Here is a 12,761-nt window from a genome sequence, read left to right on the forward strand (position 1 = left end):
GCCGGAATCAGATGAGCCGAAGTTTCCTCCGTGAGCGGAAGGTGCGGGGGTCGCCGGTGAGCGGATCGGTGAAGCTCAACCGGCGCGCGAGCAACTGCAGGGGTGTCGAGAAGTCGTCGGGCGCCACGGATGTGAACGTCGGGTAGTAGGGGTCGCCCTGGATCGGGATACCGAGCGAGGCCAGATGCAGTCGCAGCTGGTGCGTCTTGCCCGTTCGGGGGAACAGCCGGTAGCGCGCACGGTCTCCGGACTGCTCGATCATCTCGACGTCGGTCTCGCTGTTGGCCTCCCCGGGTTCCTCGTGCGCCGTCATGACGCCGTGCTCCTTGACGATGCGGCTCCGGACCGTGCGCGGGAAGTCGAGAGTGGCGTCGTACCCCGCGACGGCCTCGTACTCCTTGGTCAAGGAGCCGGTCGAGAACAGATCCTGGTACGCGCGTCGATACCGGGACGCTCTGGTGAACAACAGCACTCCTGCGGTGGCGCGATCGAGGCGGTGCGCCGGCGTGATCTCCGGATCGTCGTACCGTCGGCGCAACCGCACCGTGGCGGTTTCGGTGACATGTCGGCCTCGAGGGATCGTGGCGAGGAAATGCGGCTTGTCGACGACGACGATCGCGTCGTCCTCGTAGAGCACGTCGAGTTCGAACGGGACGGGAACCTCCGCGGCGGGGACTCGGTAGAAGTACACGAATGCGCCTGCGCGATAACGGGTGTCACAGGTGTAGGGCCGACCACGCTCGTCGACCACCTCGCCGCTCGCCATCGCGGACGCCCACGCGCCGTCCGGGTATTCGGACCCGAGGTACTCGACCGTCGTGTCGGGGTGGTCGCCGTGCGGCAGCCTGATGCGCAGGGGAGCCAACCCGTCGCGGAACGGGAGCGGCAGAGCCGTCATGCGGGGTGGCACCCGGTACACATCAGCACCAGCCCCCGCCCGTGGCCGTCGTCCAGATCGACGTATCGCGACGTGGGAGTGCCGCAGCGCGAACAGGTTCCGATGACAGCCGCGTGATCGGAGAACTCGACGGTCTGGCGCTGGTCGAAGACGTACAGCGAGCCCGACCACAGGCCGTCGTCACCGTACTTCTCGCCGTAGCGCACGATGCCCCCGTCCAGCTGGTAGACCTCGTCGAAGCCCCGCGACCGCATCAGCGAGGACAGCACCTCACACCGGACGCCACCGGTGCAGTACGTGACCACCGGCTTCGACTTGAGGTGGTCGAAGACTCCGGAGTCCAGTTGGGCGACGAACTCCCTCGTGTTCTCCACGTCGGGGACGACGGCGCCGTCGAACCGTCCCACTGCCGCCTCGAAAGCATTGCGGCCGTCGAAGAAGACGACGTCGTCGCCTCGCTCGGCGACCAACGCGTGCACGTCTTCGGGGGCGAGGTGCGTGCCTCCCCCGACGACACCGTCCGGCGTCACCTCGATCTCGTCGGGCGCTCCGAACGTCACGATCTCGGGGCGGACCCGCACGCTCAACTTCGGGAAGTCGTCACCACGTCCGTCCGACCACTTGACGTCCGCGTCCGCGAACGGCGCGTACTCCTTGGTACCGCGGACGTACTTCTTCACCGCGCGGACGTCCCCGCCGACGGTGACGTTGATGCCGTGCGGAGCGACGATGATGCGCCCGGTCAGGCCGTTCGCCGACGCCAGGGAGTGCTGCCACAGCCGGATCGCGTCGGGATCCGGCAACGGGGTGAACACGTAGAACAGCACGATCTTGGGCGTCGACACGATCGTCCAGTCTACGTCGTCCCGCGTCAGGTCAACGGCGGTGCCGGAGCCACGGTCTGCGTTCCGCTGGCCACCCTGAACCCCGCGCCGAAGTACGCCGCCGATGCAGGATCCTCCTTGGCGACGACGTACCAGTGGTCCATCTGGGCGCCGGCCGGCGTCACCTCGAAGACGCCGAACCCGTGCGTGTCCAGGTCCACGTACTTCACGTGGTGGTTGAACGCCTTGAATGCTTCCTCCGCCACGCGCCCGACGGTGTGTTCGGGCACCTTCAGGAAGTCGTCGATGTTGGCCGAGGTGACGGAGGTGACCACGAGTTCGGTGGCGACCGTGCCCGCCGCGGGATAGGCGGCAGCGTCGACCGGGATGTCGCACGCCCACGAGGAGTGGATGTCGCCGGTGATGAAGACCGTGTTGTCGACACCTGCGGTGCGGATGGCGTCGAGAAGTCGCCGACGGTCGGCGGTGTAGCCGTCCCAGGGATCGGCGTTGTAGGACACACCCGCAGCGGGGAGGCCGAGCAGTTCGGTGACGCCGCGCGCCGCCTCCGGCTCGAGGGGCGGGATCAGCGTCGGCGTGATCATCACCGGGTTGCCGACGATGCGCCATCGGGTCGGCGACGACGTCAGACCCGAGGTCAACCACGCCATCTGGTCGGCGCCCGTGATGGTGCGGTCGGGTGAGTCGACCTGCTCGCCCTGGAACGGGAGCACCTGCTTCGAGCGGTAGGTCCGCAGGTCGAGCATCGACAGTTCCATCAAGGTGCCGAAACGGAGCCGGCGGTAGAGATGGCGATTGTTCGCCGTACCCGCGGCGCGAACCGGCATCCACTCGTAGTACGCCTGAACAGAATTCGCCTTGCGCGTCGCCCAGTCGCCCTCGGTCGCGGGCTGATGATTCTCCGCGCCCGTGTCGTACGCGTCGTTGGCCGACTCGTGGTCGTCCCAGGTGCAGATCCACGGCACCCCGCGATGCGCTGCCTGCAGATCGGGATCGGACTTGTACTGGCCGTGGCGGATCCGGTAGTCGGCGAGGGTGACGATCTCGTGCACCGGATCGTGGACCCGGACGACTCCGTTCTTCCCCTCGAAGCCGCCCGTCTCGTACTCGTAGATGTAGTCGCCGAGGTGGATGATCGCGTCGAGGTCGGGTCGAGCGGCCAGGTGGCGGTACGCCGAGAAGTAGCCCGACTCCCAGTTCGCGCAGGACACCACACCGAACCTGAGCCTGGCCACGTCGGCGTCGGCCGCCGGGGCCGTCCGAGTGGTCGCGACCGACGAGGACTCACCCGCGGCGGAGAAGCGGTAGTAGTACGTCGTGGACGGGGACAGCCCACCGACGTCGACCTTGACGGTGTGGTCGCTGTCGGCGGACGTCGTGACAGAACCGGAGCGGACGACGTCGGTGATCGCGGCATCGCGCGCCAACTCCCACGTGACCGTCGTGGCCGGACCACGGCCGGATCCCGGCACGGCATCCGGCGTCGGCGTGACACGGGTCCACAACAGAACGGCGTCCTCGAGGGGATCGCCCGACGCGACGCCGTGGCGGAAGACCGGTGACGTGCTTGCCGACGCCGTCCTGGTCGTGAGCGACACCGCCGCCCCGACCCCCGCTGCGAGCGTCGTGGTGCGCAGGAAACCACGTCGATTCAGACGCGGAGATGATGACGTACTGCGGTGTTCTGTGTCGTCCACCCGCTGAGTTCATGCCATCGCGGGCGATCGGTCAAGTGAACAGGCCGTTCAGGTTCGTCGGTCGATGGAACACCACGGTGGGGACCTCGCGTTGGAGGTGTTCATGAAGGCAATCGTGTACACCGAAACCGGCAGCCCCTCCGTCCTCACCGCGGTCGATCGCGACATCGCCGAACCCGCTGAGCAGGAGGTGCGAGTCCGCCTCGTCGTGGCGGGTGTCAACCCGACGGACTGGAAGTCGCGGACGGGAGCGAAGCCGGGTGACAAGCCCGCGTTCGACGAGGTCGTGCCCGGCCAGGACGGCGCGGGCATCGTCGACGCGGTGGGTTCCGCGGTGGAGAATCTCGCGATCGGCGACCGTGTGTGGCTGTTGCTCGCCCAGCACGAGCGCCCCACGGGAACGGCGCAGGAGTTCACGGTGGTGCCGTCCGACCGAGTCGTCCGCCTCCCCGACGGCGCGGACTTCGATCTGGGCGCGTCCCTCGGAGTTCCCGCGATCACCGCCCACCGCGCGCTCACCGTCGCGGAAGACGGGCCGTCGCGGCTGCATCCCGGCGCACTGTCGGGAAAAACCGTTCTGGTCGCCGGCGGCGCCGGAGCCGTCGGTCATGCCGCGATCCAACTGGCGACGTGGGCGGGCGCGACTGTCATCACGACGGTCAGTGGACCGGAGAAGGCCGAACTCGCCTCGGCAGCGGGTGCTCACCACATCGTGAACTACCGGTCCGACGACGCGGTGGCACGAATCCGCGAGCTCGCTCCGAACGGAGTCGACCACATCGTCGAGGTTGCTCCGGCCCAGAACGCCGAGTTGGACGCAGCAGTAGCAGCGCCTCGCGCATCGGTGGCGATCTACGCCAACAACGGTGGCGATTCCGTGTCCATCGACATCCGTCCCAGCATGGTCGGCAATATCCGCTATCAGTTCGTTCTCCTCTACACCGTCGGCACCGACGCACTCGAGGCTGCGAAGGAAGACGTGTCGGCTGCCGTGGCTGCGGGCGCCCTGCCCGTCGGCGACGATGCCGGCCTACCGCTGCTCCGTTTTCCCCTCTCGCGTACTGCCGACGCGCACGCCGCCGTGGAGTCCGGGGTGACGGGAAAGGTGTTGATCGACATCTCGACGCCCTAGCTCATGACCAATGACCGATAGGCCATTGACAAATGGCGTGATGGGGATCACCATTTGCCGATGATGGCGCGACGAGTGGCCGGTCTCCTTTTCTTCCTCGCCGTCGTCGCCTTTGTCGGCATGAGCACTCTCATCTATTCCAAGACGTTCCGGTCCGTGGTGATGGTCGACCTGGTCACCGACACCGTCGGCAATGCACTCCCGCCGAACGCGGATGTCAAGATCCGCGGCGTCATCGTCGGTGAAGTTCGGTCGGCCGACACGCAGGACGGGCGGGTGGTCTCCCACCTCGCCCTCGATGCGGATCAGGCCTCCGCCATCCCGTCGACGGTAACGGCTCGACTGCTCCCGAAAACGCTGTTCGGAGAACGGTACGTCGCTCTCCAAGCGCCGAAAGGGCCGACGTCGGACCCCATTTCGGCGGGAGACACGATCCAACAGGACGTCAGCGGGAATGCCGTGGAGGTCGGCCAGCTGCTCGACAGCCTGCTGCCGTTGCTCGACGCCGTGCCGCCGGACAAGCTCGCGTCGACGCTCGGTGCGCTGGCCCAGGCACTCGACGGGCGAGGTGAAGTGCTCGGACGCACCATCGACAGACTCGACCGGATCTTCTCGGCTCTGGGAGACGAACTTCCGACCCTGCAAGCCGATCTCGCGGACTTCGCCACCCTCACCGAGACGTACTCCACCGCTGCACCCGACCTTCTCGACGCTCTCGACAACCTGAGCGTCACGGGAAACACCGTGGTGGAGAAGAAGTCGGCGATCGACACGCTGCTCACCTCCGCCGTCTCGACATCCGGGAGCACTGCCGACCTACTCGCCGCTAATGCGGAGTCGGTCGTGTCGCTCTCGCGGGACACCCGCGGAACACTCGAACTGCTGGCCGAGTTCTCACCCACCATCCAATGCGCGCTGCCCAAGTTCGCCGCCCTGATCGGCGACGCGGAACGCATTCTCGGAGTGAACGAGGAATACCCGGGGGCTCGCGCGACCGTCAATTTCGTCAATCCTCGCGGCCGCTTTCTGCCCAATCAGGACGAGCCTCGGCTGTTCGACGATCGACCGCCTGCGTGCTACCAGGACGTGACCGCACCGGGACGATTCTTCCCTCAGTATCCCGGCAGCGGCATCAACGACGGCTCGTACCAGCCTCCGTCGCGGAACCCCGGGCCGGCGGAGATCACCTACACGGAAGCGGCGCAGTTCTCCCCTGTGCCGACCGACGCGTCGTACGCAGGGTCGGACATCGAGCGCGACACCCTGGCCGTCGTCTACGGGCAGGGCAGTGGAGTCGAGCCGGAGGACGTGCCGGGGTGGACGACCCTGATCGGAGCGCCGGCGCTGCGCGGCACCGAGGTGTCCGTGCGCTGAGTCAGCGCGGTTCGATGACCGGCTCGGTGGACCACGGGAATTCGATCCACAGATCGGTTTCCCGCCAGGAGAAGTCCGGCGTGATGATGGTGCGCGGCTTGGTGTAGACGACTGCCGACTTCACCTCTGCTGCATGCTCGTTCAGCAGTCCCACGACGAGCGACAGCGTCCGACCCGAGTCCGCCACATCGTCGACGACCAGAAGCTTCTTACCGACGATGGCGTCCGTGTCGAGCAGCGGAGCCAGAACCACCGGGTCCGGCAGCGTCTCCTCCACCTCCGTGTAGAACTCGACGTTCAGAGTCCCCGCGGCCTTGACGCCCATGGCGTAGGACAGCGCACCGGCCGGAATGAGTCCACCGCGTGCGACCGCGATGACGATGTCGGGGCGGAACCCACTGTCGACGACGGTGCGCGTCAGCTCGCGGGAAGCAGTACCGAACAGGTCCCATGTCATCGTCTCGCGCATGGGAGTCGAATCTACCCCGACGGCGCCGTAGCCACCCGCCTGTTACCGCGGCCGGCCCGTCACGGCCACTCGATCGTCTCCGCAGCCGCGATGTCGTCGATCACCATCGTGACGACGGCCTCGACGGGCGAACCGACTCGTGACAGCAACGCCTCGGTCACCACCGCCGACGCCCGGATCGCGGACGCCGATGCCAACCGCGTGATGACGGTCTGCGATTCCCGGTGATCCTCGGGATCCTGACTGTCGTCGTCCGAGCCCTCTCGTTCCGGCTCGGGATGGACACCGAGCGTTCCGAGGACGACGGTCACGACGTCCGCCGGGGCGACATCGGGGTCACGTGATGCCGCGTCGCGTACCACCGCACCCACATCGTCCCCGTCCAGACCGTCCGGATGCGCCGCTTCGAGGAGCAGGCGGAGCATCGCGGCGTACACGTCCTCGACCCGAACGCCCTTCTGCGAGGCCAACTCCGAGACTGCGGCCGACTTCGCGTCGGCATCCTCGTCGCGCAGCGCCGCCGACAACCGGGTGATGCCGTCGGCCACATCCTTGGCGGAGGCCGGCCACCGTGCGGGCCAGGTCGTGATGGTCATCGAGGGGTCCTCTCGTCGGGTGCCGTCGACACGGTCCCACGGCGGTCCGACAGAACGATCACCGACGCTCGAACACTCCGCGGATGTACGCCGCTTGGCCGATGTGCTGCAGGTCGTCGGACACGACGCTGATCAGTCGGACGGCGAGTGTGACGGGTGGGTCCCAATTCTCGTCGATCACACGGTCGAGGTCGTCTGCTGTGAGCGTGTCGAGGTACTCGACTGTGCGAGCGTGGACCGCGTCGACGTACCCGACGAGGAGGTCAGCGTCGACGTCGACCTTGCCCACGTCCTCCGTCGACTGCCCGTATCCGATGGCGTCGTCGTCGAAGGGGAGGCCGAACCTGTCGTTCCAGCCGTGCGCGGTGTAGACCTGCTCGCTGTCCGCGACGCCGGCGATGTGGTCGTCCTGCACACGCGCGAGATGCCAGACCAGCCAGGCGACGGTGTTGGCCTCGGGGTCGATCCGGTACGTCAGCGCCGCAGGGTCCAGCCCGTCCAGTGTCTGGTGCACCGTCTCCTTGATGCGGTCGTACGCGTCGATCAGCACGCCTCTGTGGTCCACCGGTTGTCTCCTTAATGTCGGTGGCCCCAGTGTGCCCGAGTTCGAGCTCCTTTACCCCTCGCGAGTACGTCGAAAGTGTCACGAAGCAACCCCCTTTCGCGACACTTCCGACGTACTCGCGGGGTGGGGGTCAGAGGAGTGCGCTGATGTCCGAGGGGAGTTCGGCGGTCGACACCGCACTCTCGGTGGCGACGCCGTTCGCGACGACGATGCGCGATACCCCCGCATCGGACAGCACGTAGAGGTCGCCGGTGTTCGAGAAGACGACGCCGGTGCCGTACCGCGCACTGGATGACACTGCGCGCGAGTAGAACGGCGTGCCGTCCGGTCCGCTGAGCGTCAGGGTGCTTCCCGACACCGATGCCGTCGTCGTTCCGCTGGTCGCCGAGCCGCCGTCCGCGACGAACGCGCTCGCCGGTGTTGGCGGAGGAGTCGTGCTCGTCGGCGGGGGAGGCGGCGGTGCTGCCGTCGTCGTGGTCACGGGAGGTGTGGTGGTCGGAGCCGGGGCGACGGTGGTGGTGACGCCCGTCGAGGTCGGAGCAGACGTCGTGGGCGCCGCGGTGGTGGTCGCGGATGCTGCCGGTGCCGTCGTGGTGGTGGTCGACGGAGCGACCCGCGCGGCGGCGAGCGGAGCAGCCGCGGGACCCGTCGTGGTGCCGGTGGTGTCGCAACTGGACGTGACGTTGGACCCCAGCCCGACGATCGAGATGTCGCGTGTCAGAGCAGGAGTCGAGACGAAGTTGCCCACCTTCGACACGAGCGTCGCACGGTAGTTCTGAATGACGAACCCGGTACTCGGCGGTACTGCCGTCGTCGGCGCTCCCGGCGGCACATCGACGGTCTGAGTGGTACCACCGAGGAGCCCGGTGGGTGTGAAGACGACCCGATAGCCGTACAGCGGATCGCCTGCCGGCCAACTCAGGTTGGCGACCCTGTTGCTTCCCGTTCCCGTCGTGTTGCAGGTGAAGCTCGTCGGTCGGACCATCGTCGCGGCCGTCGGAACGGCCCGCGCCTGCGCTGTGTCGTTCAGGGCTGCCTCGGTCCCTTGGGTCGCCGCGAATCCGGGGACCACCACGACCGCCACCAGTGCTGCCGCGACCCCGGAATGCACTCGATGACGACCGGGCGGGACCGGCGATTCCCTGCGAAGACTTGTCGGCCGTACAACGACGTACAGCAGTGCCGCCGCAGCGAGACCGCCGACGACCCACGCGAACGGTGTGGACAACCAGGACGCTGCGTAGCCCGCGTACGGCACGTGCGCGACGACCCGGTCGACGGAAGACAGGATGTACGGATCGGCGTCCGGTGTGGAGTTGGCGTCACCCTTCAGGATCAGGACGGCGGTCTGACCCTCGGCGAAGTCGACTCGGTCCACGCGGTGAGTGATGCGAGACCCGTCGGAGCGGAGCACGCTGACCACGTCTCCGACCTGAACCTCCACCGCGGAAGTCTCACGCGCGAGCGCCAGCGATCCGGTGGGAATCGACGGTTCCATCGAGCCCGATCGGAAGACCAAGGGTGTCAACGAGAACACGGAGGCGCAGACCGCGAACACGATGCAGAGGGCGCCGAGCACGGCGGCAGCGGTGAGTGCGCGGTCGGCGACCCGGAGCCGCTTGTCGGATGTATCGGACTGGTCAGGCACTTCCCACCCCCGTCGCAGCGAAGGTGAACGTCACGGTGTTGTTGACACCCTGCAGGGTGTTGGCTGCGTTGATCGACAGATCGAACTGCACACACAGCGACTCGGTCGCACCGACAGCCAGCGGGCGTGACGTGGTCAGGACGGGCGTCGTACCGCCCGTGCACGTGAGACCGGTCGCGACAGAACTGACGGCGACACCCGTGCCGGCTCTCACCGCGGTGGTCAGGCTGGTCCCTAGGCCGCCGGCCGACGTCACCGCTGTCGGGATGTAAGTGAAGGCGATGTTGCCGGCGTTCCGGACGTTCACCAGTGCCGCGGTCGACCTGCCGGGCAGGATGTTTCCCGCGGGCAGTGTGATCGTGGCAGGCGTGGGGGCACCCTCGGTTCCGTTGACGGTGATGTCCACCGACCCGGTGAGGAACTGGCCGGACGTCGTCGTCGATGACGTCGACCAGGCGGCGAGGGTCCCGACAGCTCCGAGCCCGAACACGAGACCGGACGCCAGGATCGCCCGCACACGGACGCCTGCGGATCCGTCGAGGAAGGCGATCATGACGCGTGTCGCCCGGAGCGTCGACGGTCGCGCGCTGCCGAGACGAATTGCAGTGCGGCGTAGGCGACGAGCAGTGCCGCGCCGATGCCGACGACTGTGGTGCGCGTACTACCGGTCAGCCAGTTGTTCACATAGCCCAGGTACGGGATGTCGTACCAGACTTCGCCGCGGATCTGGCCGGGCTGCACCGGGTTCGGGTCGGGCTGCGGGTTGTTGTCGCCCTGCGTCGTGTATACCCGCGCACCGTCCTTGTCCAGGCCTGTCGAGATGATGCGGTGTGTGACGACATCGGGCTGACCGGACGAGATCTGGTACGTGATCGCGGTGCCGATGCCCAGTTGCTCGGAGGGGCGGATAACGACGAGGGTTCCCGGCGGATACGTCGGTTCCATGGACTGCGTGAGAATCGTGTACGGCTGAGCACCCGCGACCTTGGGCACCACGACCGCCGCGAGCAGTACCCCTACGACTCCGATCAGCAGAACCCACGACAGGATCGTCCCGATCCACCAGAGCGGGCCGGTGCGACGAGGCGTCGCATCGGAAGACTCGGTCATCGGGTCTGCTCCACGGCGAACGAGAAGCGGTGCGTGTAGGCGACGGCGCTGGTCGATGTGACCTGTGTCAGAACCGTTCGTATGCACCATGTCTGCGTTCCACCTTTCGGAAGAGCCTGCCAAGGACTCGTCGCGACAGTGGAGGGTGCGGACGACGAGAAGGTCGTGAAGGCCGATCCCAGGACGGTCGTCGACGTGCAGACGCCGTCCGTGATGACGCCTCCCGACAGTGAGACGGTGGCGCCGGCGCCCGCCGTCGAGACGACGGGGCCGGCCGAAGTCAGTCGGAACCGGAGTGGAGTGTCCCCGGTGTTGGTGATCACCAGTGGCGCCTGCACGGATTCGTTCAGGGCAACCGGATCCTTCTTCAAGGCGCCGAACGTGTAGTTCGTTCCGTCCGGGGAACCGGTCGACAGCGAGATGGTTCCGGCCGTGACCGTCGCGCCCGCCACCGTCTCCTGGTCACGCCAGAGAGCACCGGTGCTCTGGACGGACCCGAACACGAGGGTGACGGCGCCGACGACCGCCACCCCCAGCCACACCTTCCGCGGCACTTCGAGTCACCTCACTGATTGTCGTTACGAATCAAGCAGACCGGCCAATTACGCTGTAGTGCGGGCGTTCTGCTGCAGGTTGATGCGAAAGTTGGTCAGATTGACCGAATCTTCCGTACCTACCTGATTCGGCGTCGTCTCCACGAAGGTGACCGTGACCGTGACGTCGACCGTACGGCCGTCGTCCGCCTCGGTGATCTGGTTGTTCGCGAGCGGAGCGCCGTTGTAGGTGGTCACGAGCGACACAGGAGTGTTCGCCGGCGTGAGTTCGCCGCCCCGTGTGATGGTCTGCGGATCGGCGGCGATCGTCGCGCGCAGGTTCTCGCCGTCGGCCAGCACCTTGTAGGACGCCTTGTACTGCAGAACGTCTCCGGGGACCATGCGGAACGTCGCGATGTTCAGGTTGCCGGGGGTCTTGATTCCACCGGGTGACACGTCGGTCCACACGCCGGCCGCCACCGGGGAGATGTCGAGGTTGCCGGCGGTGATGGTGCCGCCCTGCACGGTCTCCGCATCGGTCCACAGCGCGTAGCTGCCTGCGCCACCGAGCAGGAGGATTCCGGCGGCACCCGCAGCGAGGGCACCCTTCGTGGTCTTGTTCATGGGTTTCACTTCCGTCGTTGTCCTCCACGCCGGACATCGGCGCGGTACAAACCATTACTTCGAGATGTGATTACCCATTCGTTACACGAGCCAAAGCGGATGGGGTTGTAACTCGACGATGCGGGGATGCTGGTCAAACCGGCGCTGCCAGTAACGACTTGACGTCGTTCGAGACGGTAATCATGCCTCGCACCAGCCCTTATCGAGCCATTAAAGACCATTCTTTTCCCTGCGGTAAAATGGCCTTGCCGTGCAGGGATCTGCACCATTGTCTGTCTGCCCGGCCGAAACTCGACCCGCAGAAAACTTCAGTTTTGTTTCGTGATTCCCGGTTTCGGGCATGATTGCGCCGTCGAACCCCCTCGCGAAGGACCCTCATGACACCTGACATCACTGCCGCGACGCCCTCGTCGGACGTGGCCCGGCCGAGCTCCGTGTGGCTCGTCGTACTGAGCGCGATCGTGGCGGTGGTCGGTGGATTCCTCGGCTCGGGCGCCGTCGTCGGCACACCGATCGCGGAGGCAGCGGACGGTGCGCTCAGCGCCACCGCAACTCTCGTCGCTCCCGCCGGACCGGCGTTCTCCATCTGGTCGGTCATCTACCTCGGACTGATCGCTTACGCCGTCTGGCAGGCACTGCCCGCCCAGCGTCGGTCGGAGCGGCAGCGAGCACTTCGTGTGCCCATCTCCGTGACGATGCTGCTGAATGCCGCCTGGATCACGGTCGTGCAGTTCGGGCAGGTGTTCCTGAGCGTCGTCGTGATCGTGGCACTCCTCGCGAGTCTCGCATTCGTCTTCGCTCGACTGATCGCGGCGCCTCGAACGACCGCGGTCGACACGGTGATCACCGACGGAACCATGGGCCTGTACCTGGGCTGGGTATCCATCGCGACAGTGGCGAACATCAGCGCGTGGTTGACCTCGATCGGAGTCGAGTCCGCCGCCACCGTGTGGGCAGTCGTCGTTCTGGTCGTCGCGGCGGCCGTCGGACTGTTCCTCGCAACGGTGTCCGCGGGCCGCATCGCGCCCGCCCTGTCCTTGTCGTGGGGTCTCGGCTGGGCGGCTCAGGGACGCCTGTCGGGAGAAATCCTGAACACCACGGTCGGGTGGACAGCCGCGGTGGCTGCAATCGTGGTCCTTCTCGGCACGATCGCCGCGCGGATGCGGCGCGACGGAACCTCACGCTGACGTTTGTGCGGTAGCCGGGGCGTCACCCCGGTCGATACAGTTCCTGAATCGCTGCAGTGCAAATTTGACTTGGACTTGTATGG

14 protein-coding genes are annotated in these 12,761 nt (G+C 66.8%); 3 read left to right on the forward strand and 11 right to left on the reverse strand.

Annotated features, from left to right (window positions below; all coding sequences use genetic code 11):
* Positions 1-7 precede the first annotated feature (7 nt).
* The 3 genes from AC0IX4_RS22055 to AC0IX4_RS22065 are packed head-to-tail and all read right to left on the reverse strand — an operon-like array spanning position 8 to position 3,440.
* Entirely contained in the window at positions 8-898 is an 891-nt protein-coding gene (locus tag AC0IX4_RS22055; protein WP_471831148.1) for a pseudouridine synthase, read from the reverse strand.
* The gene (gene trhO / locus AC0IX4_RS22060; protein ID WP_471831149.1) at positions 895-1,743 is read right to left on the reverse strand and encodes an oxygen-dependent tRNA uridine(34) hydroxylase TrhO; all 849 of its coding nucleotides are present in this window, start codon (positions 1,741-1,743) and stop codon (positions 895-897) included. The genes AC0IX4_RS22055 and trhO overlap by 4 nt, the downstream gene beginning before the upstream one ends.
* 26 nt (positions 1,744-1,769) lie before the next feature.
* Positions 1,770-3,440, reverse strand: a complete 1,671-nt coding sequence (locus AC0IX4_RS22065; RefSeq protein ID WP_471831151.1) for an alkaline phosphatase D family protein — start codon at positions 3,438-3,440, stop codon at positions 1,770-1,772.
* 103 nt (positions 3,441-3,543) lie between these two features.
* Between AC0IX4_RS22065 and AC0IX4_RS22070 the strand changes: the two genes are divergently transcribed.
* Both AC0IX4_RS22070 and AC0IX4_RS22075 read left to right on the forward strand, forming a co-directional pair.
* The gene (locus AC0IX4_RS22070; protein WP_471831153.1) at positions 3,544-4,572 is read left to right on the forward strand and encodes an NADPH:quinone reductase; all 1,029 of its coding nucleotides are present in this window, start codon (positions 3,544-3,546) and stop codon (positions 4,570-4,572) included.
* 63 nt (positions 4,573-4,635) lie between these two features.
* On the forward strand, positions 4,636-5,946 hold the full coding sequence (locus tag AC0IX4_RS22075) for an MCE family protein (protein ID WP_471831200.1): 1,311 nt from the start codon (positions 4,636-4,638) through the stop codon (positions 5,944-5,946).
* Between the two features lies 1 nt (position 5,947).
* On the opposite strand, the gene AC0IX4_RS22080 is transcribed toward AC0IX4_RS22075, so the two are convergent.
* From AC0IX4_RS22080 to AC0IX4_RS22115, 8 genes are all read right to left on the reverse strand, one after another.
* Complete coding sequence (locus AC0IX4_RS22080; protein ID WP_042574845.1) at positions 5,948-6,415, reverse strand: phosphoribosyltransferase; 468 nt, start codon at positions 6,413-6,415, stop codon at positions 5,948-5,950.
* A 59-nt stretch (positions 6,416-6,474) separates the two neighbouring features.
* Complete coding sequence (locus AC0IX4_RS22085; RefSeq protein WP_471831155.1) at positions 6,475-7,011, reverse strand: hypothetical protein; 537 nt, start codon at positions 7,009-7,011, stop codon at positions 6,475-6,477.
* Between the two features lie 58 nt (positions 7,012-7,069).
* Positions 7,070-7,576 carry a mycothiol transferase gene (locus AC0IX4_RS22090; protein ID WP_471831157.1) on the reverse strand — a complete coding sequence of 169 codons (507 nt, stop codon included), beginning with the start codon at positions 7,574-7,576 and terminating at the stop codon, positions 7,070-7,072.
* A gap of 130 nt (positions 7,577-7,706) precedes the next feature.
* Positions 7,707-9,224 carry a signal peptidase I gene (locus AC0IX4_RS22095; protein ID WP_471831159.1) on the reverse strand — a complete coding sequence of 506 codons (1,518 nt, stop codon included), beginning with the start codon at positions 9,222-9,224 and terminating at the stop codon, positions 7,707-7,709.
* Positions 9,217-9,777, reverse strand: a complete 561-nt coding sequence (locus tag AC0IX4_RS22100) for a hypothetical protein (protein WP_042574848.1) — start codon at positions 9,775-9,777, stop codon at positions 9,217-9,219. Before AC0IX4_RS22100 ends, AC0IX4_RS22095 begins: the two co-directional genes overlap by 8 nt.
* Complete coding sequence (locus tag AC0IX4_RS22105; RefSeq protein ID WP_471831161.1) at positions 9,774-10,334, reverse strand: signal peptidase I; 561 nt, start codon at positions 10,332-10,334, stop codon at positions 9,774-9,776. The genes AC0IX4_RS22100 and AC0IX4_RS22105 overlap by 4 nt, the downstream gene beginning before the upstream one ends.
* Positions 10,331-10,888: a hypothetical protein gene (locus AC0IX4_RS22110; RefSeq protein ID WP_471831163.1), complete on the reverse strand. Its 558-nt coding sequence runs from the start codon at positions 10,886-10,888 to the stop codon at positions 10,331-10,333. Before AC0IX4_RS22110 ends, AC0IX4_RS22105 begins: the two co-directional genes overlap by 4 nt.
* Positions 10,889-10,936: 48 nt before the next feature.
* On the reverse strand, positions 10,937-11,491 hold the full coding sequence (locus AC0IX4_RS22115; RefSeq protein WP_471831165.1) for an alternate-type signal peptide domain-containing protein: 555 nt from the start codon (positions 11,489-11,491) through the stop codon (positions 10,937-10,939).
* Positions 11,492-11,868: 377 nt separating this feature from the next.
* Between AC0IX4_RS22115 and AC0IX4_RS22120 the strand changes: the two genes are divergently transcribed.
* Positions 11,869-12,678 carry a TspO/MBR family protein gene (locus AC0IX4_RS22120; protein ID WP_471831167.1) on the forward strand — a complete coding sequence of 270 codons (810 nt, stop codon included), beginning with the start codon at positions 11,869-11,871 and terminating at the stop codon, positions 12,676-12,678.
* Positions 12,679-12,761 lie beyond the last annotated feature (83 nt).

It is taken from the genome of Rhodococcus sp. AC861 (assembly GCF_979256035.1).

Excerpts from the sequence above, each read along its gene's own strand:
- AC0IX4_RS22055 (WP_471831148.1), bottom strand. The coding sequence starts at position 898 with ATGACGGCTCTGCCGCTCCCGTTCCGCGACGGGTTGGCTCCCCTGCGC.
- AC0IX4_RS22070 (WP_471831153.1), top strand. The coding sequence starts at position 3,544 with ATGAAGGCAATCGTGTACACCGAAACCGGCAGCCCCTCCGTCCTCACC.
- AC0IX4_RS22075 (WP_471831200.1), top strand. The coding sequence starts at position 4,636 with ATGGCGCGACGAGTGGCCGGTCTCCTTTTCTTCCTCGCCGTCGTCGCC.
- AC0IX4_RS22080 (WP_042574845.1), bottom strand. The coding sequence starts at position 6,415 with ATGCGCGAGACGATGACATGGGACCTGTTCGGTACTGCTTCCCGCGAG.
- AC0IX4_RS22085 (WP_471831155.1), bottom strand. The coding sequence starts at position 7,011 with ATGACCATCACGACCTGGCCCGCACGGTGGCCGGCCTCCGCCAAGGAT.
- AC0IX4_RS22100 (WP_042574848.1), bottom strand. The coding sequence starts at position 9,777 with ATGATCGCCTTCCTCGACGGATCCGCAGGCGTCCGTGTGCGGGCGATC.
- AC0IX4_RS22105 (WP_471831161.1), bottom strand. The coding sequence starts at position 10,334 with ATGACCGAGTCTTCCGATGCGACGCCTCGTCGCACCGGCCCGCTCTGG.
- AC0IX4_RS22115 (WP_471831165.1), bottom strand. The coding sequence starts at position 11,491 with ATGAACAAGACCACGAAGGGTGCCCTCGCTGCGGGTGCCGCCGGAATC.
- AC0IX4_RS22120 (WP_471831167.1), top strand. The coding sequence starts at position 11,869 with ATGACACCTGACATCACTGCCGCGACGCCCTCGTCGGACGTGGCCCGG.